Origin of the sequence: Bacillus sp. FSL M8-0025, from assembly GCF_037975475.1 — a bacterium.
GTDB classification, from domain to species: domain Bacteria; phylum Bacillota; class Bacilli; order Bacillales; family Bacillaceae; genus Bacillus; species Bacillus subtilis.
Map to the genome: position 1 here is coordinate 3,987,105 of NZ_CP150258.1, position 21,538 is coordinate 4,008,642.

Here is a 21,538-nt window from a genome sequence, read left to right on the forward strand (position 1 = left end):
CCTTATGAAATCCTTGTAATTTGGTATTCATCTTCATGTCGGAATTTGTTAAATAGACGTAAATCTACTCCAGAAAAATAACCCGGATAAAATAATATAAGCGGTGTTCTAAATGCATGGTTAGATAGTTTTTTAAGTAGATGACTGGAGCGAATAAATGGATGTACTGTTCCTACACCTGTTATAAAAATCACTTCCGCGTTATCCGCTTTTTCAATGAATGCGTTCACCAACAAATCTTGATCTTCTAAAACAGTTTGAATAGCTTGATAAAGCTCCACATAGCCTTCTTCTTCAGCAATAGTGATTAGTTCTTCTAGATCTTCTTCGAATAAACTAATAAGAAATTCAAAAAGATTGATTTCTTTAATATTTAATGGAGTTCTTCTTAATAATCCCTCAACATATGTACGTACTGTTAATTCATCTTCAGCCGGATAATCAAAAACAAAATGTGGAATTTCACTGCCAATCCCTTTTGGTATCGTAAACCCTTCTTCATTTATACGTTCTTCCAATTGTTCTAGTCGTTTATATATGGTCACTCTTAACCACCTGCCTTCAATGTTATTAATGCTTTTAACAAAACGTCCTGTTCTTCAGCATACTGTTTAAGAGCTTGACTCACATGTAAAGGAGAGACTTTGTACTCATCTTCTGCTAATTCAATCATACCGCATTCTCTGTAAAATAATAGAAGAGTACTGTTGATTTTCTTTTTTGTAGCTATATGCCAATTTGCGATTTTCTCTGATTGTTGTTCCTTTTCCTCCATGTAAAAATTCATATCTGAAACCTGTAAAGTTCCATTCTTATGTTGATATCGATAAACAATCAATTCATAGAAATTTTCGTAGACATATCGATAACATTTAAGGAAGCTATATAATAGCAGTACTTTTTGATCAGAATTAGTTCCATTGAAATAGTATTCAGATAATGTTGGATATAATGTTTTTGCTCTGCGATAAACCATTTGAAACCTTTTACTAATAGCCGACTCACTTCTTAACAAGAAAATATTATCCTCAATTACTTTACTTCTTATTTCTCTGCGGCTAAAACCTTTGTGAAGTTGGTCTAAAACATATTCAATTTCCTGTTGGAACCATCCTTCGCTCGTAAAACCAGCTGAATATTCCATTAAACATCCCTCGTTTCAAAATCACTAGGTAAATCGTATCTATAATTTCCATTTTACATGAATCGACTTATTATTTAATAATCAAATCAAGCGGAAGTTCTCACTTCTTAACTTGTTTATATTAAATTTGTTTACACCTGTACAATAGTACTTTTTAAATAAGTTCCTTTTCTATAATTTTCTCTGCCCTTTTTTTCTTGTTAGCTCGTACAAGCGTAGATACTGAAATACCTGTCATATCTTCAACTTGCTTATACGAATGATTTTCTAGTAATGATAAGGCATGATTAATTTGCTGCCTTGAAAATTTTTTTGGCCTTCCCTCTCGGAAATCAGGATTCTGCTTGGCCAACATTTTTCCTTCTTGGGTTCGTTCTACAATCATATCTCTTTCAAACTCAGCAAAGGCTGAAAAAATCGTAAAAATCAGACGACCGGTTGGTGTATTTTCAATAATGCCCATATTTAGTACATGGACTTTAATATTCCTATTAAAGAAATCTTTAATGATTTCTAAAGCATCTTGCGTACTCCGAGCAAAGCGGTCTAATTTTGTAACTACCAATGTGTCTCCTTCTTGCAAGAGATTTATTAATTTTTGAAATTCTTCCCGCCTTTTATTTGTACCAGTATATTTTTCAGAAAAAATTTGATCACAGTTTTCCTTTTCTAATTGTTGCAGCTGTACTTCTAAATCCTGATGGGTTGTACTTACCCTAGCGTAGCCATATTTCAATAAAATCACCTCTTTACACCAGTTTAAAGCACATATTTTTGAACATAAGTATTGATTATGCTTACCACCCTTATTCTACAGTATTAGGAATTCATGTTCAATACTCTGAAGTTTTGAACATGAATATACTACTAAAAACTTTGGTAATTCATTTAGTAAGTAAATTACTTGACTGTTTACTAAATGATTTAGTAATATTGAGGTAACCAAATTAGGGAGTGATTAAAGTGGAAGCACCTCGTCATTTAGCTCATAAACCTGTTTATACTATTGATAACTATAATTTAAGGGACGGGAAGAATAATCCTGAAACTACAGATGCACAGGCTTTAACAATTGGTAATTCTCAATGGAATGACAATGAAATTTCAGCAAAAGTATGGAGGCATACAACTGGTGATGAAAGCACAGGTAAATGGAGCAGACAAAGTGAGGAATTGCCTTTGCACCGACTCATAGACCTAAATATCTTGCTAGCAAATGTTCTTGCAGATTTACAAGGAGAAAAAAATGTAGCAGAAGATGTTAAATTACTGAATCTTAATAAGAGGAAAGTGATAAAAAGCTTTATTGAAGATAATAAGGACATACTTTATCCGCGTTTAAATGAATTAAGACTCTTATTAAACGAAATAAATTTATAGAAGAAAAAAATAATAATTATACGCCTCACATCATTAAGGCTAGCTAACATTAATTAATCATATTAGTATTTATTTTTAAAAAATACGCAATTGAAAAGTGGGGTTATAGAAAAATTGCTTCATATCTAAATCTTCAAGGCATTAAAACAAAAAAAAAGAAGTATTGGACCATTAATGCTGTCAAAACGATTCTAGAAAACCAAATATATATAGGAAATACCAAGTGGAGGGGAAAACACTAAAAAGGTCTACATGAAAAAATTATCGAAATACCTCTTTGGAATTTAGCCCAAGAGACAATGAAGACAAGAAGTTATAAACAAGAAGAAGAGAATACTAAACAGCGTAAAATAAAGAGCATAATTTATAATTTTAGTCCAGATAACTTGTCATTAGTATAGGAGAAAAGGAGAACTGTCCTTTCTCCTTTTTTTATTTTCGCTGTATCATTAATACAAGGAGGTAATGAAATGGAAATTCAAAAGGTAGCTATTTACGCACGTGTTAGTACCGAGGAACAAGCATCTGAGGGATATAAGCATTAGCGCTCAATTACAAACGCTTCGACAATACGCAAATCTTTATAAAAGGGAAATCGTCGACGAGTATGTGGATGAAGGGATTTCTGGAAAGAATATCACCGGCCGGCCTGCTATGCAAAGACTTGTAGCAGACGTTGAACAAGAAAAATTTCAGGCGGTACTTGTATGGAAATTCTCACGTTTATCGCGGAATATGTTAGATACTCTTACTTTGTTAGACAAATTTGAAGATTACGGAGTAAAGTTTATCTCTTATTCCAAGAACTTTGATACCAGTAGTCCAATAGGCCGTCTAGTCGTTCAGCTGATGGCTTTATTGCCGAAATGGAACGAAATACATTGTCTGAGAACGTTAAGCTTGGTATGAAACAACGAGCCTTAGAAGGTTCATGGAATGGCGGTGTTATATTTGGTTATGATTCTATTGGAAAGGAACTCGTAATAAACAAAGAGGAAGCTGAAGTAGTTAAACAGATATTCACTCTTTATTCCCAAGGAAAGGGCTTAAAAGCCATTGCAAATCAGCTTAATAAAAATGGGTATCGAACCAAACGTGATCGTCATTTTTCTATAAATGGAATGGCAACTATTTTAGACAACCCAGTCTATAACGGAAAAATTAGTTGGTTAAAGGTTGAAAACTGGGATAAGAAAAGAAGAAGAGGCAGAAATGATAATCCCATTTTAGTAGAAGGTCAGCATGAAGCGATTATCAATGATGAACTTTGGAGTCTTGTTCAATCTCGTAGGAAAAGTAAATCGTTCAGGCAAAGACAATCCAACGAACCGTTTCTATTGAGCAGTATCTTACGCTGCCCTGATTGTGGACAAGGGATGGTACCTTCAATTACTACTTACACTTTAAGTGACGGTACCAAAAGAAAGCACAGATATTATGTTTGCAGTGATTTTCACAACAAGGGATCAGCTGAATGTAAAGCCAATTCAGTTATGATGCTGAAAACGCTCTGTTTCAACGTATAGAGAGCTTTTTATCCAATAAACAAAGGTTTGATGAAACTATTAACTCATTAACTAAAACCTCAGTTGATACCATAAAAATACTAAAAAAAGAACTGGAAAAAATTGATTCGAAGTTAGAGGAAACACTAGCACTTCAGAATAGATATTTAGAAGCTTTTGAACAAAATCTTTTTCCTGTTACGGTTGCAAGAACGATTACAGCAAGTGGCTATTGAAAAGAGTGAAATTGAACAAAAGAGGAATAACTTAACGGAAATAAGTAAATCTGATACAAAAGTTATTCCTCCAGAATTGGTACATCTTCTATTAGGAAAATTTGTAGAAGTCTATAAGTCCTCTACTAGAGATAAACAAAAGCAATTGCTACAGCTGTTGGTTAAACAGATCACTGTTGGACGAACAAATGATCAGCTACGTCAAATTGATAAGGTTGAGCTTGAATTTGATTTTACGGAAGTTAACCTTTCTAACACATTTACACTTATCTACATGCTATATTTAGAAACAGAAAAAGAAGGCTTATCAACACCTTCTATTTCTGAATCAAATGGAAAATATCCACCTTATCTTCAACTTTTCTTGCCTCTATTTATGGTACGGTTCCCCACGATTAATCCGAAAAGCCCGATAAATCTGCTCCACTAAAATCAACCGCATCAACTGATGAGGAAATGTCATCTTCGAGAACGATAGCTTCTCACCTGCTCGCTTCATCACTGCGTCACTCAATCCGAGTGATCCGCCGATGACGAAGGTGACTTTGCTTTTTCCATATGTAGCCAGCTTATCTATTGTATCGGCTAGTTCTTCGGATGTTTTCATTTTTCCTTCGATGGCGAGGGCGATGACGTGTGCGTCGGGGCTGATTTTTGATAGGATGCGGTCGCCTTCTTTGTCTTTTATGATTTTCATGTCCTGGTCGCTTAGGTTTTCCGGCGCTTTTTCGTCCGGGAGTTCGATGATGTCGATTTTTGCGTAGGCCGAAAGTCGTTTCGTGTATTCTTCAATGCCTTGCTTGAGGTATTTTTCTTTTAGTTTTCCGATTGTCACAATATTGATATTCACAGGTCATCCCCACTTTAAAAACAAGTTATTCATATATGTTGTCCACAATTGTGGATATCTTTTCTGTATTTTGTGTAAGATCATTCGTTCCCCACTATATATACTGCGGGGTCTCCACATAATTCACAGGCTGTGGATAAACTGTTAGTATGTTCGATTTTTCTGATTTCGGGCGGCAGCTCGTGGTCGTCTATGTACATATCCAGCACCGTTTCGATGTGTTCTTCACAGGAATAATACGCTTGTTTCATGTTCATATCCTCCGATGTTTTCTTCCATTTTTACAAATGTTCTCTTCTCAATATAACCTATTTATTCACATGTTAGTAGTGCTTCGGGCTGAGTTTTATCCACAATTCGACAAACAAGCTGTTGATGACTCTATTTCGCTCGTGTGTTAGTTTGGATGTAGCCGATGTGTGGGGAGGTCTGCATTTGTGCTTTAGATGGGTTTGGCTCTTTGTGATTATGTTGCTGCTTGCTGGGTGTCAGCCGTCTTATTGGGTGTTAGAGAAGGATCGAATCGGTGAAGGCAGTCCAGACTTAGAAATATACGCTAATTACCTTCAAATGCATGATGACGTGAAAGGATATCAAGTCTTCACCATTTTAGAAGGGAGAAAAATGGTTATTGTGTCTCTCGGAAGCAGCGAGAAAGATAAGAAGCTTGAAGTGTCAGACGTCAAATTCTCATCTAAAGAAACGATTGTAACTGTGAAACGAAAACCTGCTCCTAAGGCAAATGAGAAAAACCCTTATATTTTGATTGGACTGGACAAAATCGAAGGAGAATTCATCGTACAGGATGAAAAGGGAAATCGCTTTGAAGAAACGGATTATCAGCAATAAAGCCGGCGTTCCGAGAACGTCCGGCTTTTCTTTTTAGCCTTCCATTCGGGTCGATGATGAATGTTTTAGCATCCTTCTTTTTTTACGAGTGTTTTTTCTGTATTCTTAGAACAACAAATATGCCAAGAAAGCAGCCGATAATGGTTCCGATGAGGTCAAACCAATGCGCTTTTCCTCCATTCAGCATGAACACAACAGCCGCCGAGATTATGCCGATGACCACTGCCAGAAGAATGACCCGTTTGGTGCGTATGTAATTCCTCCTTTACCCATTCTCCAGTTGATACATTAATTTTACAATAATTTACAAATTTAACACAAAATTAATTTTAAATAGATAGGAATCACATGAAAATCGTTGAATTTTTTATTTGATTTCAAAAAAATGGGAGGGAAAAAGATGTTTAAAAAAATTGTGATTGGAACTTTGGCTTTGGGAATTTCACTTGGTGTTGGGGGCACTTTTGCTAGTCCGGCTTCTGCCGCTGAATTCTCTGTACAGGACGTCAAAGCACAGGCCACCAAATATATCTCCAATTATAAAGTAACTTACTGGGGCTACTCTGATGTTGATGATATTCCCAAGTATTACAATTACTCACTAGACGGCTATACAGGAACATTAAAACTCTCTCATCTTGAACCGCGCTATGATGGGGGCTGGACAGCGTTCTACTATGGATATGTATCAAATTAAGCAACAAAAAAAGAGACTTCCTGCAAGTCTCTTTTTCGTATTTCCTGAGAAATAATGTGACAATAATAATCACTTAAAACCTCTTCATCACCTCAACATCATACAGCTTCAAATGACTCTTCGGCGTCACGACATCCTTTACCTTCCCAATCTCTTTTTCTTTCATTTTCTTTCCGGTTTTCAGACTGTACTGTTCAATGTAGGCAGGCTTGTTATACGTGTATGTGAAGAAATAGAGGCTGCTGCCTTTTTGGGTGATTTCTTTGAAATCGGCTTTCATTTTGTCCTGGGAAAGGGTGAAGGCGATGTTTGTTTTTCCTGTCTTGGCATCGATTTTGTGTACCTTTCCGAAGCCGTCAATGAAATACAGGTTCCCGTCAAAAGGGAAAAAGCTGTTTTTAAAGCTGAAGGGCATGGAGCTGTATATCGTTTGTTCGTCGTTTTTGTATTCGGCGATGTCGTGCAGCTCTACTTTGCCGCTTTTTTTGTTGATCTTGACCATTTGATAGAGATTGCGGGCTTTTTGGCCGCGAACCATGACATACACAGCTTGATCGTCCACGGCAAGCTGGGATTCGACTGAGGCTCCTTCCCGGTACTGCCATTCCGTTATCTTGTGGTAAGTGAGCTTCTTTTGATCTGCTTGAATCTGAAGGAGCTCATAGCCTTTTTCGTCAGCTGTCGGGACAAGTGCGTAAATGGCGCCGTCATGGAAACCGGAGGCTCGGATGTAGTAGGAGATGACGTCTTTTTTCCACTCACCGTCCATCTGCCGGTACAGCTCTGAGCGGTATCCGTCTTTCTTTTTGTCGTAGCCGGAGTTGTATAAGGTGTAAAAGCCGTCCGTGTTTTGCAGAAAGCCCGCGCTGTCGCCTGTGTGCTGATAGGTTCTTTTATGGGAGCGCAGACCGTTTTTGATCGTATAAATCTTGTTTTTGTCCTCCAGCATCACACTGTCGCCGTGAACCTCGGCTGAGCCCAGCTCAAGGCCCTTCATCTTAAAGGAAGACAGCGTCCCGTCCTGGCTGATAAACAGGGCGTAGCTTTTCCCGCCGCCAAATGCATCTTGATCCGCAGAGGATGAGAAATACAGCAGGACTTCTTTGTCATCCAGGAAATCGGGGTTTCTGAGATCCTGCTGACCAACGGTTTTATGGTTTTTGAGAGGAGAAAGGAAGACAAATAGTGCAATTCCTGCGAAAATCAGGATGGCGATGGTGATCATCCACTTTTTCATATCCTTCTCCTTAGTAAATGGTCATGATGGTTGTCGTATACGAAGAACTTGTGATGTCGCGCGGATACACGCCTAAGCCTCCGTTGCTGTCTATATCAATCCCTGCTTTTAGCAAAAAGGCAGACCATAGGAGCTTTGAACAGTTTTTGGCGCCGTCATGGCCCGTATTTCTGTTATTGACGAAGTTAAATGAGTATGGGTCGCCGACTTTTGATACCGCCCAGTCGGCAGCAGCTGTTTTTTGAGATGAGGATACGCTGACGGTTTGCACAATGGAGTTGTCTTCCACGTCTCTGGCATTATAAGCGATCTGCCTGACGCCGTCGCTCGGGACAGATTCAACAATTTTGTCAGCGGCGGAGTACATGCCGACGTGGCCGTGATTGTAGTAGGCTGTGTAGGAGTTCGTGTAATAGATATTGCCTTTCGCGCTTGTCGGGAGTTTTTTCGTGCCGGACGAGCCGCCCATGATAGACATGCCGCTTTCCTTGGCAAGCCGGTCTCCCTCTGCTTTATCAGCCGTGATTTCCTTATAGAACTGTTTTAGGATAACATCCTGCTTTACGTGCTGTTGTTTGGCAATCTGACTGGCAGATTTCATGATTTCTTCCGGTGTCGTGCCTGGCTGCAGTGCGGCGATTTCTTCAGCATAATTTGTGGTCTTTACGGCTTTGGCGGGAGAAACAAACAGGCCGCCACACATTGTAAGCGCTACCAAAAACATCGACACTCGTTTCTTCAACTTCATTACATCTCCTCTTTTCTTGTGAGTGTAGGAAAGGTAATTTCCTCACCCACATTATATTAGGAAAATAAGGAAAGTAACTAGGTTATTTACAGAATTTTTAGAAATCGTTTACAGAAAAAGGCCTTTATCAGGCCCTTTTCGTTAAATCTTCTTGCTCATCACTACGTCTGTTTCTTGAAATCCGGTTTGCTCATATAGCTTTCGCGCCGTCTGATTATGGGCAAAGACATGAAGGGACAGCTTGCGGATTCCCATGCTGCGTGCCGTTTGATCTAATGCCGCCAATGCTTGCTTTGCGTAGCCCTTTCCCCGATACGGTTCATATAACCCGAAATCATAAATAAACGCTTCCTGCTGCGGATGCTCCGGTTCAGCATGTATCCAGAGCCAGCCAACGATATCCTTTTCATTCAGCTTGAGGCTCCACAAATGGTGATGGGGTGTTTCCAGCCCTCTCGGAAGCAGATCAGTAAACGCCTGCTTAGACAAAAGCTGTGCATCTTCAGGCAGCCATGTTCCCGCTTTTACCTTTTCTTCCGCGTAATGCTTTGTTGTGTATGTGAGATAAGACCGAAATTCTTCTGACTGCATTGGGGTCAGCATGATTGTCATATCATCTCTCCTTCATATATTGACTAGAGGATTTTACATAAAATAGAAAGAGGTGTTACTATCAGAATAAGCAACTGAGATTGATAAGTCACTAGAGAAAGGAGTTTCACATGAATAAGATCGCACCCGCAGAAATCGCTAGCATGCTCAACGATTGGTACCTTGCCATCAAGAAACATGAAGTTGAAGAATCCTCCCGTTTATTTGAAGAAGTGAAGCCTTTATTGGATGACATGGAAGAGGATCAGGAGGTGCTTGCCTACTTCTCCTTATTGGAACTGCGCCACAAGGTTTTGCTTCACGAGGCGAGAGGACAGGGCTTTCAGCATGAGGAGCCTTCTCATATGAATGCTACGTCTGACATGCTGAAATATTACTTTTTTCTGTTTGAAGGCATGTATGAGGCCTATAAAAATAATTATGACATTGCCATTGGGCTGTATAAAGATGCAGAGCAGTATCTCGACAACATTCCCGATCCGATTGAGAAAGCCGAATTTCACCTGAAGGTCGGAAAGCTCTATTATAAGCTGGGACAAAATATTGTGTCCCTCAATCATACACGGCGAGCAGTCAAAACATTCAGAGAAGAGACTGATTATAAAAAGAAGCTGGCTTCAGCCCTGATTACCATGTCAGGCAATTTTACAGAGATGAGCCAGTTTGAAGAAGCTGAGGCTTATTTGGACGAAGCAATTCGGATCACGAGTGAATTAGAGGATCATTTTTTTGAAGCCCAGCTTTTGCATAACTTCGGCCTTCTTCATGCACAAAGCGGCAAATCAGAAGAAGCGGTTTCGAAATTAGAGGAGGCTCTACGGAACGATGAGTATGCCCGCTCCGCCTATTATTATCATTCTGTCTACTTGCTGATACGAGAGCTGTTTAAGATCAAAAAGAAAGAACAGGCCTTATCTTATTACCAAGAAGTGAAGGAAAAATTGACTGCTGAGCCGAATAGAATATGTGAGGCAAAAATAGACATTTTATATGCCATTTATGCAGAAGGGGGTCATGCGGAAACGTTTCACTTATGCAAACAACATATGGATGACTTGTTGTCCGAGAAAGAGTATGACAGTGTAAGAGAACTTTCCATTTTGGCTGGCGAACGGTATAGGGAACTTGAGCTTTACAAAGAAGCTGCCCACTTTTTTTATGAAGCATTACAGATTGAAGAACTGATTAAACGAACGGAGGTTATATAAATGAAAAGATTTCTGATTGGCGCAGGCGTCGCAGCGGTGATTTTATCAGGTTGGTTTATTGCGGACCATCAAACCCATTCACAGGAAATGAAAGTCGCTGAGAAAATGATTGGATAAATGAAAAACCCCCGCGGGTGCGGGGGTTCAATTTAACGAAAGAATCCTAAAACGGTTTGTAGTTTTAGGATTCTTTCATCTTTTCAGCGTGATTGAAAACCCTTGAAGTCTAGGAAGAACGAGCATTGGAGCGCAGCGAATGTTTGGAATTCGTGAGCACCGAAGCGCAGGCCTGACAACGAATGCGAGGGTTTGTCGACACGCTGAAACCCCCGCGGGATGCGGGGGTTTTCTTATTACAGCAGCTTCTTCCCTAACAGGGATTCTACGAGCTCTACTGCTGTTTTGCCTGTTTTGTTTTTGTGATCAAGGATCGGGTTAACCTCAACGAATTCGGCTGAGGTAATGATGCCTGCGTCATACAGCATTTCCATAGCCAGATGGCTCTCCCGGTAGCTGATGCCGCCGACGACAGGGGTTCCGACACCCGGTGCGTCGTTCGGATCAAGTCCGTCCAAATCAAGGCTCAGATGGACACCATCACATGCTGATAAATAATCAAGGGTTTCTTCAATGACCTTTGTCATACCAAGACGGTCGATTTCGTGCATTGTGTACACCTTCATGCCGCTTTCCTTAATGTACTTGCGCTCCCCTTCATCAAGTGACCGGGCGCCAATGATGACGACGTTTTCCGGTTTGATTTTAGGCGCGTAGCCTTCAAGGTTAACCAGTGACTCGTGGCCAATGCCGAGGCTGACCGCGAGCGGCATGCCGTGAATATTGCCCGATGGTGAAGTTTCAAGTGTATTCAAATCGCCGTGCGCGTCATACCAGATGACGCCGAGATTATCGTAATGCTTCGCTGTGCCTGCCAGCGTGCCGATCGCAATACTGTGGTCACCGCCCAGGACAAGCGGGAATTTTTTCTCTTCAATGACTTTGTTGACCTTTTGCGCGAGTTTTTCATTTCCCGCCAAAACGGAATTCAGGTTTTTCAGTTCCTCGTCATTTTTGATTTTTTCGCGGTTGATCGGAATGTCTCCAAGATCTTCAACCGTATATCCCATGTCTGACAGCCTCTCGATCAGATGAGCGTACCGGATGGCACTCGGGCCCATATCCACTCCGCGTCGTGCTTGTCCTAAATCCATTGGCATTCCAATAACCGAAATCGTTTTATCCATCTGTGATTCCACCTCAACATTTAAGATAATGTCCTATGCGGGTTATAACAAAGATGACTTGCGGACAACGTTTTTAAAGCTCTAGCTGACGATTTGCCTGCTGGCGTTTTTTAATGACGACATGATAAATGATGTAGCAAATGACCATAAACGGTACGCCGCAATACAGCGCGATACGCTGCTCCGGATCAAATGCAAGACTGATGAGCACGACCGTATTTAATGTTAGGCCGATCAGCGGAAGCACCGGGTAAAGCGGTGTTTTAAATTTCAAATCTTCTATCTTCCCGCCTTCGCGGATATATTTGCGTCTGAACATGATTTGGGAAAGCGAGATCGTAATCCAGCCGACCTGCGCGCTCATGCCCGCCAAAGATAACAGTACCATATATACAGTTTCAGCCTGCGCAAACTTTGTCAGAAGTGATAGGCAGGCCACAGCCATCGTTACGATTAACGAGTACATCGGCACACCGCGCTGATTTGTTTTGCCGAGCGCTTTGAAGGCCTGTCCTTCATTCGCCATCGCGTACAGAATACGTGTCGATGCGTATAAACCTGAATTCGCAACAGATAACAGCGCGATTAAAATAACAAAGTTCATGATATCAGCTGCATATGGGATTCCGATTTGCTCAAATACGGCAACAAATGGACTTTCCACGACACCCGCCTGTTTCCACGGAATCATGCCGGCAATGACAATGATTGAAAGCACAAAGAAGACAAGCGTTCTCCATACTGTCTGTTTGATTGACCGTGGAATCGTTTTTTCAGGGTCTTCACTTTCTCCGGCTGCAACCCCAATCAGCTCAGTCCCCTGAAACGCAAAGTTCACGGTAATCATCGTAATCAGCATTGCCTTTATGCCGTTCGGAAATAACCCGTCTTCATAAAAATGTGTCAAAAACGGCGCCTGCTCTCCGCCCTTCAGATCAATCAGGCCAAACATGGCAGCTCCGCCGAGAATAATAAATAAAAGGATAATCAAAATTTTAATGCCTGAGAACCAGAATTCAGATTCCGCAAAGGCTTTTGTGGTGATCGCATTTAAAATAAACATCAGTGCCGCAAAGACCAGACACCAGATCCACACGTCTATATGCGGAAACCAGCGTTGCATCAGCTGCCCCGCTGATAAGAATTCAATGGCGCATGTAACCGCCCAGCCGAGCCAGTACAGCCAGCCGAACGCAAACCCGAAGGCCGGGCTGATAAATTTCGTGGCATAGGTCTGGAAGGACCCTGACACAGGAAAGGCGACTGCCAGCTCTCCTAAGCAGAGCATGGTCAAAAACATGATAAAGCCGCCCACTAAATAGGACAGAACCGCGCCGAGCGGTCCCGCTTGGTTAATGGTAAACCCGGTTCCAAGGAAGAAACCGGTTCCGATCACTCCGCCCAATGAAATCATGAACAAATGGCGTGATTTCATTGTCCGCTGGAGCTGATTTCCGTTATCTTGGTTTGTATTCACTTTCTGCACCCCTTCAGCAACTTGTATTGGATCTAAGCTGGAACATCTGCATGGTGCTATCCCAGTTTGCTGTCCAAAGAGTCTCTATCTATTTAATATAAAATTCACTTCTTCTCATAAAGATACATTATACTAAAATACTGTAGCTGAGCAAATAGGGAGTGCTGATTTTTCTGTTGTAAATTTATACAAACGAAGTGAATATCCCGCCATGGTGCGGATTTATGCGTTTTGCAGCACGTGCTTAATTTTCTCTATTGCCCAATCCAAATCCTCTTTGGAAATGATTAATGGCGGTGCAAAACGAATGACTGTATCATGCGTTTCCTTGCATAAAAGCCCTTCTTCCTTTAAACGCTCACAATACGGACGTGCCGCTTCTGTCAATTCCACACCGATAAACAGCCCTCTGCCGCGGACTTCTTTAATAACCGGGTTGTCAATGCTCTCAAGCTCGCTTTTAAAGTATTCGCCAAGCTCAAGAGAACGATCCGCCAGTTTTTCATCCTCCAGCACTTCTAATGAAGCGATAGACACTGCACATGCAAGCGGGTTTCCGCCAAATGTTGAGCCGTGTGAGCCCGGGTTAAACACGCCTAGGATCTCGCGGTCCGCCGCAATGCATGAGATCGGGAACACACCGCCGCCAAGCGCTTTGCCCAAAATATACATATCAGGGACAATGCCGTCCCAGTCACAGGCAAACGTCTTGCCTGTACGTCCGAGACCCGTTTGAATTTCATCCGCAATAAACAAGACATTCTCTTCCTTACAAATCGCCGCCGCTTCCTGTAAAAATCCTTCAGGCGGAATCACAATGCCCGCTTCGCCTTGAATCGGTTCAAACAAGAATGCCGCTGTATTCGGCGTAATGGCCTGTCGAAGCGCTTCCACATCGCCGTAAGGAATGAGTTTGATTCCCGGAAGCATCGGGCCGAATCCTCGTTTATATTCCTCTTCAGAAGAAAGAGATACCGCCAGCATCGTGCGGCCGTGGAAGTTCCCGACACATGCGATAATTTCCGCTTGATTGTCAGCTACTCCCTTCACTTCATACGCCCAGCGTCTCGCCGCTTTCACCGCGGATTCAACCGCTTCGGCTCCTGTATTCATCGGCAGAATCATCTCTTTGCCTGTCAGTTTAGCTGTTTTTTCGTAAAACGGCCCAAGCTGATCGTTATGAAACGCGCGTGACGTGAGGGTGATTTTATCAGCCTGATCCTTTAATGCCTGAATGATTTTCGGGTGTCTGTGCCCCTGGTTTACCGCAGAATAAGCACTCAGCATATCCATATATTCATTGCCTTCCGGGTCCTTTACCCAAGAACCCAGCGCTTCAGAAATAACAATCGGGAGCGGATGATAATTGTTGGCTCCGTAATGAGACGTCTGATCAATAATTTCTTTGGATTTAGATAAAGCTGGCATATTTGAATTCCCCCTTGTTTTCTGTTTCAACATGTTATCCTGCTTTCCCTTTATATAAATGCAAGTTCTGTGCCAAATCAAGAATTCGTGTGTTTTCTACAATTTTCGAGGACAAGGTGCAAAAACATTCTGATATTTCGAGCAAAAATTTCAGCAAGTGCAAAATTCTTTTGCATATCCTCTCCATTTTTTTATAAAATAGAAGCAATATTAAGAAAACTGAGGGAGGTTCATACAGTGGTCAAAGACAGCGAATTCCTCACATTGGTTTTTCAGAGCATTTTAGATGAAATCGATGTTGGCCTGCACGTGGTAGACGAGCATGGAAACACAATCGTTTATAACAATAAAATGATGCAGATTGAAGATATGGAGAAGCATGACGTCTTGAATAAAAACCTGATGGATGTGTTTATGTTTTCAAAGCAGCAGGACAGCACACTGGTACAGGCTCTTCAGGAAGGCAAGACGATTAAAAACGTCAAACAGAGCTACTTCAATAATAAAGGTCAGGAAATTACGACGATCAATCATACATATCCCATCGTCCAAGACGGCAAAATCAGGGGCGCTGTTGAAATTGCCAAGGATGTGACAAAGCTTGAACGGCTGATCAGGGAGAATATGAACAAAAAAGGCAGCACAACCTATACGTTTGACAGTATTCTCGGCACCAGTCCGGCCATTCAAGACGTCATCGAAAACGCCAAGCGGGCAACCCGTACGTCATCATCTGTCCTTCTCGCAGGCGAAACCGGCACGGGAAAAGAACTGTTCGCGCAAAGTATCCATAATGGAAGCGATCGTTCTGGCGGCCCGTTTATTTCGCAAAACTGTGCGGCACTGCCAGACAGCCTTGTGGAAAGCATTTTGTTTGGGACGAAAAAAGGCGCGTTTACCGGCGCTGTCGACCAGCCCGGCCTGTTTGAACAAGCCCACGGCGGGACGCTGCTGTTAGATGAAATCAACTCGCTGAATCTCAGCCTTCAGGCGAAGCTGCTGCGCGCCCTTCAAGAACGGAAAATCAGGCGCATCGGTTCAACAAAGGATACACCGATTGACGTACGTATTATTGCCACGATGAATGAAGACCCAATTGATGCAATTGCAGGCGAACGAATGCGGAAGGACTTGTATTACAGGCTGAGTGTCGTCACGCTGATCATCCCGCCGCTTCGGGAACGAAAAGAAGACATTTTGCTTCTCGCGTCGGAGTTCATCCAGAAAAACAACCATCTGTTCCAAATGAATGTTGAACACATCAGCGATGACGTGAAGCAATTTTTCCTTTCTTATGACTGGCCGGGAAATATTCGCGAGCTTGAGCATATGATCGAAGGCGCAATGAATTTCATGACGGACGAGCAAACGATTACGGCTTCCCATTTGCCCTATCAATACCGCATGAAAATCAAGCCGGCTGACATCCCAGAGCCGGAAACACCAAGACACCAGCCGGCCGCGGACTTAAAAGAAAAAATGGAGAGCTTCGAAAAATATGTGATAGAGAACGTGTTAAGAAAACACGGCCATAACATCTCGAAAGCTGCTCAGGAGCTTGGCATCAGCAGACAAAGCCTCCAATATCGGCTGAAGAAATTTTCTCACTCGTCTAACGAATAATCCGGAGCAGGAAGCCTGATCAGAAAAACAGTGCCTCTGCCGATTTCACTTTTCACTTCAATCGACCCATTGTGGCTGTCGATAATCGATTTCGTTATAGCAAGGCCTAATCCCGAACCTCCATATTTCCGGGAGCGGGATGGGTCTGCCCTGTAAAACCGGTCAAATATATGCGGCAAATGCTCCGGCGCGATGCCTGTGCCGTTGTCCGCTATCATCAGCATCACGCCGGCACTGCCTTTTTGCAGAGAAATGGTGATGGCACCGGTTCTCTCATTTGTATACTGCACCGCGTTATAAACCAAATTCAGAATGACCTGTTTCATCTTATCCCGGTCAAACACCGCTTTAGCGTCATCCTCAAGCAGCAGCTGCAGCCTTCTTTCTTTCGCAAGCAGACTGAGCTGCGGCTCCATCTCCCTTATGAGCGCATCGAGATTTCCTCTCTTCATTTCAAAGCTCGGCACCCGATCAATTTTTGCCAAAAACAACAGATCCTCAATCAGCCGAGTGGCTCTCTTCGACTCTTCATACATACTATTCAGCGCCCTATCTCTCTGCTCCGGCTGAAGCGCGGCGCCTCTCAGCAGCACTTCGATAAAGCCGTGTATCGACGTTAAAGGTGTTCTCAGTTCATGTGAAGCGTCTGATACAAATTGCCGGATGCGCTCCTTCGCCTCTTTTTCTGCTTTAAATGACGTTTCAATCCGCTCCAGCATGCGATTAAACGAAATGGCAAGCGTATCGATTTCCATTTGTTTTCGATATACAGGAAGCCTTTTATTCAAATTTCCTGCATTAATATCTCCCATCATATGTACCATTTGTGATAACGGTTTAAGCGTATGTCTGACCACAGGCAAGAACGTGAAAAGCCCGAGCAGGAGCGCAACCAGCGAGAGCGTGGAATAAATGCTGATTTGCCGGAGCAGTACGTCCTTCAGTGGTTCTGTTAAAGTACTCATTTGGATCACGCCTGCTTCTTTTCCATCAATAGTAATAGCCTGAAACACAATCAGCACTTCCTCGCCGGATTCATTTTTCGTGATTTTGTAATGCAAGGCCATCGTATCTTTTAATGCCTCATCATATATACTTTTTTTCACTGTTGGCGGTGCTCCCGCATATGGATCGGTCGACAATACCGTACTGTCTTTTGTTTTCTTATCGATAAAAACAATGGTCACGCCCGGATAGATAAAGGCGGGACGGACAGCACCATCTGACTTTTCCGAGCTGTCGGGATGGCTTTTGTATGTTTTAATATTATTCCAGATGGTTGGCTCCGTTGAGTTGATATAACTTTGAATGCTGACAGCTCGGTTTTCATATAAGAGGCGTTTTCCAAACACATATTGCATAGCGCCGACAAACACCAATAGAAGAACGAGAATGCATAATGAACGGAATAAAAGCTGAAAGCGCAGTGTTTTGAATCGTTTTTTCATTCAATATCCACCCGATAGCCCGCACCCCGAACCGTTCGGATCACTTCATGCTTTTTGTCATTCAATTTTTCCCGCAAGGAACGAATGTACACTTCAACAATATTCTCTTCTCCGTAAAAATCATACCCCCATACTTTATCCAGAATCCTTGCTTTACTGAGCACAAGGCCGTGATTCAGCACCAAAAACTTTAAAAGCTCGTATTCTGTTGCTGAAAGCTTGAGCACCTCTTCCTGATAGCGGATTTCTCTGCGCCGATCATCAATTCGAAACGGACCGAGCGCGAATTCTTCAAACAGGTTGGGAAAGTGATCCCGAATTCTCGCATAGATTCGCGCCAGCAGCTCTTCAAAGCTGAAGGGTTTGATCATATAATCATCAGCGCCCTCTGTCAGCGCTTTTACCCGAACCCCCACCTCATCCTTGGCCGTAAGCATAATAACCGCGGTATGGCCGGTTTTTTTTATCATTTTTGATACTTCCAGTCCATCCATTCCGGGCATCATCACATCCAAGATGGCCACATGCGGCTGAAATGTCTTTACGGTGTTCATCGCTGTCATTCCGTCAGCTGCTGTCTTCACTTCAAAGCCTTCATTTTCAAGACCCATTGTCAAAAAATCTAATATCGCCGGTTCATCGTCCACGAGCAAAATCTTGATGCCTTTCATCCTATTCATGCTGTGCTCTCTCCTTAGTTGGCATAAACCTCTGATTAGTTTTTTCCCTTCCCCTCCTATTATTCGTTTTTACCTGAAAACAAACTGAATCTTCCCTAAAAATCAGCTGAATTCAGCAAGTTTTCAGCCAGCCCTCATTTGATTTTCAGCTTCGGCCTATACAATTGCCTTAGTTGGTACAGCCAACAATGAAATAAAGGAGGAATCTCACATGAATATCACTAAAGTTTTATCAGGAGCTGCACTGGGAACGATTATTTCAATCAGTTCTTTCACTTCTGCTCACGCCGCTGTCATTCAAAAGGATGATACATCAACGAAGGTTGAGACGAAGCAACAGGCTTCCATCACAATAGCAAAGGCAAAACAGGTTGCGTTGAACAAATGCAAAGGTACTGTTCAAACGGCCCAAATGAAGAAAGTGAATGGCACATACGTATATGTTGTGAAAGTTCTCGGTGAGGACGGCAAACAGCATACGATGAACGTCAACTGCAACAGCGGCAAAGTTGTGAAACATGATGTTCAAAAGAAACAAAGCTATATCAGCAAAACAAAAGCCCAATCGATCGCTTTGAAAAACTGCAAAGGTGCGGTTCAATCTTCTGAGCTGAAGCAAGAAAACGGTGTTTACGCTTACGTCGTGAAAGTAATGGGTGAAGACGGAAGCCTTCACACGCTCCATATCAATGGAGAAAACGGCAAAGTCGCAAAACACGAGCAAAAGAAACAAGCACATCTTTCTAAAACAAAAGCGCATCAAATCGCACTCAACAAATGCAAAGGCGCAGTTCAATCTTCTGAACTGAAGAAAGAAAACGGCGCATACATCTACGTTGTCAAAGTGCTTGGCGAAGATGGAAAAACTCATAAAATTCATGTCAACTGTGACAGCGGTAAAATCGTAAAACAAGAAGTGCAAAAGAAAAACGCAGCCGTTACAAAAACAAAAGCACATCAAATTGCACTAAATAAATGTAAAGGCACAGTGAAATCTACTGATTTGAAGAAAGAAAACGGCACATTCGTTTACGTGTTTAAAATCACTGCCCAAAACCACACTGAACATACAGTGAAAGTGAACGCTGAAAACGGAAGCATTTGCAAATAAAATAACTGCTTGCCAGCAGTAAAATAACTGAAATTCAACGTATAACACCAGTCTTGTTTTAACACAAAGTTCTAAGTTCATGTCTACCTTTTTCTAAATACTCTTTTAAACTGAACGTGTGTGACCCGCGTTCAGTTCTTTTTCTAAGGAGGACCTACAAATGAATATGAAAATATGTTCTGCAGCTGCTTTAGGCGCGGTCATTTCAATCAGTTCTTTATCATCCGCACACGCGGCTGTTCTGCATAAAGAAGACACTGCTAAAGTTCAAACCCAACAGCAGGCTTCTATTACGCTCTCTAAAGCAAAAACTGTCGCTATAAAGAACTGCAAAGGCGCAGTTCAATCAGCACAAATGAAGAAAGCAGATGGCGTTTATGTCTATGTCATTAAAGTGCTTGGTGAGGATGGCAAAATTCACACCTTTAACATTAACCGCAACAGCGGAAAAATCGTCAAGCATCACGTTGAAAATAAACAAGCCGCGATCACAAAAGCAAAAGCACAAAGCATTGCGTTGAACAAATGCAAAGGTACCGTCACATCTTCAGCATTGAAGAAAGAAAATGGCACCTATGTGTATATCATCACCATCACAGCCAGCAACCACACGGTACAAACCATTAAAGTGAATGCTGAGAATGGAGGTATTTGCAGTTAACAGCCATTTGCTGCTGTTTCACGTGTAACATCCATCTTGTATTTTTCTTCATATTCGATATATCCTTTTCAACTGAACGGGCGTGACCCCCGTTCAGTTTTTTTGCATATCAAAACAGCCTGGCAAACGATGCCAGACTGTTTTGATTAACTTCCTAATTGGTCTGCGGACGACAGCTTGATGTCAACAGATTTTTCTTTTCCGCCGCGGTAAAACTTCACCTTCACCCGGTCACCGACTTTTTTCTGATAAAGCCGTTTTCGCAGGTCAACAATATCATTTACTTTGTAACCGTCAAATTCCGTGATGACATCGAGTTCCTTCAGTCCCGCTTTTCCGGCAGGTGAAAAGGCGTCTACACCCATCACAACCGCTCCATTGGTGACGTTCTTAGGAAGCTTTAATGTTTCATCCCAATGATAGCTTGCGATGTCGCTTAGGGATTTCATCTCAATGCCAAGGAACGGGCGTTTGACCTTTCCGTATCTCTCTAAATCCTCTATCACAGGGATCACGAGCTTAGACGGAATGGACAGGCCAATCCCTTCAACCGCTGACTCGGCAATTTTCATTGAATTGATGCCAATGACCTTCCCATCCATATTTAACAAAGCGCCGCCGCTGTTCCCAGGGTTAATGGCCGCATCTGTTTGCAGGACTTCTGCGTTCCAGTCAGGCTGTCCATCACCGTTTGAATCTACTGGGATCGCCCTCTCCGTACCCGAGATGACGCCTTGTGTGACAGAGCCAGCAAACTCAAGGCCTAACGGGTTCCCGATCGCAATAACCGGCTCCCCAGACTTCACTTTATCTGAATTTCCGAAATCGGCGACTGCTTTAATTTTATCGCTTTTCACCCGTAAAACGGCAAGATCCATCAGCTGGTCGCTGCCGACAAGATCAGCTGATACACGCGATTCGTCTTTCAAGCTGATTTCAATTTGGGAAGCGCCTTCGATGACATGATGGTTGGTCACGACATAAGCGGAATGGTCATTTTTCTTATAGATGACGCCAGAGCCGCTCCCAGCCTCGCCGCTCTCTCCCCAAATATCTGATTTTTGGATGTTCACAACACCGACAACGGCGGGCGACACATTGCTGACAATCTTAGTGACGGCATTGTTGACACTGACATTCACCGTCCTGATTGATTCCCGGCCATTGTTGTTTTGCTGCTGATCTAAGGCGCCTGTATCCAGCCCTTCATTTGAAAGGTACGGCATGATAAACGCCATTAATACGGCACCGACAATCACGCCAATCAGACTCGAAAGAAAATATCCTTTTTTGCTTCTCTTTGGCTGTTCAGGAGTAGTATGTTCTTCCTCACGTTCGTAATCCACCATATTCCATCCTTTCCAAGAACGTTAATATGGTTATATTGTGGGTTAGAAACT

At 42.4% G+C, this 21,538-nt stretch carries 27 protein-coding genes and 1 pseudogene; 12 read left to right on the forward strand and 16 right to left on the reverse strand.

From position 1 onward, the window contains the following. Positions 1-2: 2 nt before the first annotated feature. The 3 genes from MKX38_RS20510 to MKX38_RS20520 all read right to left on the reverse strand — a co-directional run bounded on the left by MKX38_RS20510 (position 3) and on the right by MKX38_RS20520 (position 1,880). Positions 3-545 (reverse strand): DUF1788 domain-containing protein, encoded by a 543-nt coding sequence (locus tag MKX38_RS20510; protein ID WP_167560824.1) that lies wholly within the window; start codon positions 543-545, stop codon positions 3-5. Positions 546-547: 2 nt separating this feature from the next. Further along, positions 548-1,144 (reverse strand): DUF1819 family protein, encoded by a 597-nt coding sequence (locus tag MKX38_RS20515; RefSeq protein ID WP_167560826.1) that lies wholly within the window; start codon positions 1,142-1,144, stop codon positions 548-550. A gap of 154 nt (positions 1,145-1,298) precedes the next feature. Then, complete coding sequence (locus tag MKX38_RS20520; protein ID WP_167560828.1) at positions 1,299-1,880, reverse strand: recombinase family protein; 582 nt, start codon at positions 1,878-1,880, stop codon at positions 1,299-1,301. Positions 1,881-2,107: 227 nt separating this feature from the next. Here MKX38_RS20520 and MKX38_RS20525 point away from each other — a divergent pair, with 227 nt between their 5' ends. The 5 genes from MKX38_RS20525 (at position 2,108) to MKX38_RS20545 (ending at position 4,695) form a co-directional block, all read left to right on the forward strand. Next, positions 2,108-2,524, forward strand: a complete 417-nt coding sequence (locus MKX38_RS20525) for a DUF6530 family protein (RefSeq protein WP_167560830.1) — start codon at positions 2,108-2,110, stop codon at positions 2,522-2,524. 71 nt (positions 2,525-2,595) lie between these two features. Beyond that, the gene (locus MKX38_RS20530) at positions 2,596-2,766 is read left to right on the forward strand and encodes a recombinase family protein (RefSeq protein ID WP_311764551.1); all 171 of its coding nucleotides are present in this window, start codon (positions 2,596-2,598) and stop codon (positions 2,764-2,766) included. Between the two features lie 259 nt (positions 2,767-3,025). After that, positions 3,026-3,433: a recombinase family protein gene (locus tag MKX38_RS20535; protein ID WP_243571748.1), complete on the forward strand. Its 408-nt coding sequence runs from the start codon at positions 3,026-3,028 to the stop codon at positions 3,431-3,433. Continuing rightward, complete coding sequence (locus MKX38_RS20540) at positions 3,406-4,050, forward strand: recombinase family protein (RefSeq protein WP_243571749.1); 645 nt, start codon at positions 3,406-3,408, stop codon at positions 4,048-4,050. Before MKX38_RS20535 ends, MKX38_RS20540 begins: the two co-directional genes overlap by 28 nt. Before the next feature lie 204 nt (positions 4,051-4,254). Further along, the gene (locus MKX38_RS20545) at positions 4,255-4,695 is read left to right on the forward strand and encodes a hypothetical protein (RefSeq protein WP_243571750.1); all 441 of its coding nucleotides are present in this window, start codon (positions 4,255-4,257) and stop codon (positions 4,693-4,695) included. Here the strand turns inward: MKX38_RS20545 and rlmH are convergent. After that, entirely contained in the window at positions 4,636-5,115 is a 480-nt protein-coding gene (gene rlmH / locus MKX38_RS20550) for a 23S rRNA (pseudouridine(1915)-N(3))-methyltransferase RlmH (RefSeq protein ID WP_167560832.1), read from the reverse strand. The genes MKX38_RS20545 and rlmH overlap by 60 nt on opposite strands. Before the next feature lie 80 nt (positions 5,116-5,195). Beyond that, complete coding sequence (locus MKX38_RS20555) at positions 5,196-5,366, reverse strand: CxxH/CxxC protein (protein ID WP_003219122.1); 171 nt, start codon at positions 5,364-5,366, stop codon at positions 5,196-5,198. A gap of 184 nt (positions 5,367-5,550) precedes the next feature. Between MKX38_RS20555 and MKX38_RS20560 the strand changes: the two genes are divergently transcribed. Further along, positions 5,551-5,964: a hypothetical protein gene (locus tag MKX38_RS20560; RefSeq protein ID WP_167560834.1), complete on the forward strand. Its 414-nt coding sequence runs from the start codon at positions 5,551-5,553 to the stop codon at positions 5,962-5,964. An 82-nt stretch (positions 5,965-6,046) separates the two neighbouring features. On the opposite strand, the gene MKX38_RS20565 is transcribed toward MKX38_RS20560, so the two are convergent. Further along, positions 6,047-6,217 carry a hypothetical protein gene (locus MKX38_RS20565; RefSeq protein WP_250623581.1) on the reverse strand — a complete coding sequence of 57 codons (171 nt, stop codon included), beginning with the start codon at positions 6,215-6,217 and terminating at the stop codon, positions 6,047-6,049. 147 nt (positions 6,218-6,364) lie between these two features. On the opposite strand from MKX38_RS20565, the gene MKX38_RS20570 reads away from it, so the two are divergent. After that, a complete protein-coding gene (locus MKX38_RS20570; RefSeq protein ID WP_217019900.1) occupies positions 6,365-6,661 on the forward strand; it encodes a hypothetical protein in 297 nt (98 codons plus the stop codon). A gap of 73 nt (positions 6,662-6,734) precedes the next feature. Here MKX38_RS20570 and MKX38_RS20575 read toward each other — a convergent pair whose 3' ends face one another. From MKX38_RS20575 to MKX38_RS20585, 3 genes are all read right to left on the reverse strand, one after another. Beyond that, positions 6,735-7,898, reverse strand: a complete 1,164-nt coding sequence (locus tag MKX38_RS20575) for a hypothetical protein (RefSeq protein ID WP_339188215.1) — start codon at positions 7,896-7,898, stop codon at positions 6,735-6,737. A gap of 10 nt (positions 7,899-7,908) precedes the next feature. Beyond that, positions 7,909-8,646: a YiiX/YebB-like N1pC/P60 family cysteine hydrolase gene (locus tag MKX38_RS20580; RefSeq protein ID WP_015250821.1), complete on the reverse strand. Its 738-nt coding sequence runs from the start codon at positions 8,644-8,646 to the stop codon at positions 7,909-7,911. A 141-nt stretch (positions 8,647-8,787) separates the two neighbouring features. Beyond that, positions 8,788-9,258 (reverse strand): GNAT family N-acetyltransferase, encoded by a 471-nt coding sequence (locus tag MKX38_RS20585; RefSeq protein ID WP_106610977.1) that lies wholly within the window; start codon positions 9,256-9,258, stop codon positions 8,788-8,790. Positions 9,259-9,368: 110 nt separating this feature from the next. On the opposite strand from MKX38_RS20585, the gene rapG reads away from it, so the two are divergent. Then, positions 9,369-10,466, forward strand: a complete 1,098-nt coding sequence (gene rapG / locus MKX38_RS20590; protein ID WP_339188220.1) for a response regulator aspartate phosphatase RapG — start codon at positions 9,369-9,371, stop codon at positions 10,464-10,466. After that, the gene (locus MKX38_RS20595) at positions 10,467-10,583 is read left to right on the forward strand and encodes a Phr family secreted Rap phosphatase inhibitor (protein WP_003226961.1); all 117 of its coding nucleotides are present in this window, start codon (positions 10,467-10,469) and stop codon (positions 10,581-10,583) included. A 236-nt stretch (positions 10,584-10,819) separates the two neighbouring features. Here MKX38_RS20595 and rocF read toward each other — a convergent pair whose 3' ends face one another. The 3 genes from rocF to rocD all read right to left on the reverse strand — a co-directional run bounded on the left by rocF (position 10,820) and on the right by rocD (position 14,615). After that, positions 10,820-11,710 (reverse strand): arginase, encoded by an 891-nt coding sequence (rocF, locus tag MKX38_RS20600; RefSeq protein WP_003226959.1) that lies wholly within the window; start codon positions 11,708-11,710, stop codon positions 10,820-10,822. A 73-nt stretch (positions 11,711-11,783) separates the two neighbouring features. Beyond that, positions 11,784-13,187: an amino acid permease gene (locus MKX38_RS20605; RefSeq protein WP_014481465.1), complete on the reverse strand. Its 1,404-nt coding sequence runs from the start codon at positions 13,185-13,187 to the stop codon at positions 11,784-11,786. A gap of 222 nt (positions 13,188-13,409) precedes the next feature. Continuing rightward, complete coding sequence (rocD, locus tag MKX38_RS20610; protein ID WP_024571526.1) at positions 13,410-14,615, reverse strand: ornithine aminotransferase; 1,206 nt, start codon at positions 14,613-14,615, stop codon at positions 13,410-13,412. Between the two features lie 237 nt (positions 14,616-14,852). Between rocD and rocR the strand changes: the two genes are divergently transcribed. Continuing rightward, a complete protein-coding gene (rocR, locus tag MKX38_RS20615; RefSeq protein WP_003244510.1) occupies positions 14,853-16,238 on the forward strand; it encodes an arginine utilization regulatory protein RocR in 1,386 nt (461 codons plus the stop codon). On the opposite strand, the gene MKX38_RS20620 is transcribed toward rocR, so the two are convergent. Both MKX38_RS20620 and MKX38_RS20625 read right to left on the reverse strand, forming a co-directional pair. Beyond that, complete coding sequence (locus MKX38_RS20620) at positions 16,220-17,686, reverse strand: ATP-binding protein (RefSeq protein WP_339188221.1); 1,467 nt, start codon at positions 17,684-17,686, stop codon at positions 16,220-16,222. The genes rocR and MKX38_RS20620 overlap by 19 nt on opposite strands. After that, complete coding sequence (locus MKX38_RS20625; protein ID WP_038428106.1) at positions 17,683-18,366, reverse strand: response regulator transcription factor; 684 nt, start codon at positions 18,364-18,366, stop codon at positions 17,683-17,685. The genes MKX38_RS20620 and MKX38_RS20625 overlap by 4 nt, the downstream gene beginning before the upstream one ends. A gap of 211 nt (positions 18,367-18,577) precedes the next feature. Here MKX38_RS20625 and MKX38_RS20630 point away from each other — a divergent pair, with 211 nt between their 5' ends. Further along, positions 18,578-19,477 carry a PepSY domain-containing protein gene (locus MKX38_RS20630; RefSeq protein WP_046381473.1) on the forward strand — a complete coding sequence of 300 codons (900 nt, stop codon included), beginning with the start codon at positions 18,578-18,580 and terminating at the stop codon, positions 19,475-19,477. A gap of 160 nt (positions 19,478-19,637) precedes the next feature. After that, positions 19,638-20,138 (forward strand): PepSY domain-containing protein, encoded by a 501-nt coding sequence (locus MKX38_RS20635; RefSeq protein ID WP_033882751.1) that lies wholly within the window; start codon positions 19,638-19,640, stop codon positions 20,136-20,138. Here the strand turns inward: MKX38_RS20635 and MKX38_RS20640 are convergent. Both MKX38_RS20640 and htrC read right to left on the reverse strand, forming a co-directional pair. Beyond that, a pseudogene (locus MKX38_RS20640) lies at positions 20,135-20,264 on the reverse strand (hypothetical protein). The gene MKX38_RS20635 and the pseudogene MKX38_RS20640 sit on opposite strands and share 4 nt — an antisense overlap. A 20-nt stretch (positions 20,265-20,284) precedes the next feature. Next, positions 20,285-21,487, reverse strand: coding sequence for a serine protease HtrC (htrC, locus tag MKX38_RS20645; protein WP_339188224.1), 1,203 nt, complete (start codon positions 21,485-21,487; stop codon positions 20,285-20,287). Between the last annotated feature and the right edge of the window lie 51 nt (positions 21,488-21,538).

Excerpts from the sequence above, each read along its gene's own strand:
- rocF (WP_003226959.1), bottom strand. The coding sequence starts at position 11,710 with ATGGATAAAACGATTTCGGTTATTGGAATGCCAATGGATTTAGGACAA.
- MKX38_RS20630 (WP_046381473.1), top strand. The coding sequence starts at position 18,578 with ATGAATATCACTAAAGTTTTATCAGGAGCTGCACTGGGAACGATTATT.
- htrC (WP_339188224.1), bottom strand. The coding sequence starts at position 21,487 with ATGGTGGATTACGAACGTGAGGAAGAACATACTACTCCTGAACAGCCA.
- MKX38_RS20625 (WP_038428106.1), bottom strand. The coding sequence starts at position 18,366 with ATGAATAGGATGAAAGGCATCAAGATTTTGCTCGTGGACGATGAACCG.
- rocD (WP_024571526.1), bottom strand. The coding sequence starts at position 14,615 with ATGCCAGCTTTATCTAAATCCAAAGAAATTATTGATCAGACGTCTCAT.
- MKX38_RS20585 (WP_106610977.1), bottom strand. The coding sequence starts at position 9,258 with ATGACAATCATGCTGACCCCAATGCAGTCAGAAGAATTTCGGTCTTAT.
- rapG (WP_339188220.1), top strand. The coding sequence starts at position 9,369 with ATGAATAAGATCGCACCCGCAGAAATCGCTAGCATGCTCAACGATTGG.
- MKX38_RS20570 (WP_217019900.1), top strand. The coding sequence starts at position 6,365 with ATGTTTAAAAAAATTGTGATTGGAACTTTGGCTTTGGGAATTTCACTT.
- MKX38_RS20635 (WP_033882751.1), top strand. The coding sequence starts at position 19,638 with ATGAATATGAAAATATGTTCTGCAGCTGCTTTAGGCGCGGTCATTTCA.
- MKX38_RS20620 (WP_339188221.1), bottom strand. The coding sequence starts at position 17,686 with ATGAAAAAACGATTCAAAACACTGCGCTTTCAGCTTTTATTCCGTTCA.
- MKX38_RS20580 (WP_015250821.1), bottom strand. The coding sequence starts at position 8,646 with ATGAAGTTGAAGAAACGAGTGTCGATGTTTTTGGTAGCGCTTACAATG.
- MKX38_RS20515 (WP_167560826.1), bottom strand. The coding sequence starts at position 1,144 with ATGGAATATTCAGCTGGTTTTACGAGCGAAGGATGGTTCCAACAGGAA.
- MKX38_RS20595 (WP_003226961.1), top strand. The coding sequence starts at position 10,467 with ATGAAAAGATTTCTGATTGGCGCAGGCGTCGCAGCGGTGATTTTATCA.
- MKX38_RS20575 (WP_339188215.1), bottom strand. The coding sequence starts at position 7,898 with ATGAAAAAGTGGATGATCACCATCGCCATCCTGATTTTCGCAGGAATT.
- MKX38_RS20555 (WP_003219122.1), bottom strand. The coding sequence starts at position 5,366 with ATGAAACAAGCGTATTATTCCTGTGAAGAACACATCGAAACGGTGCTG.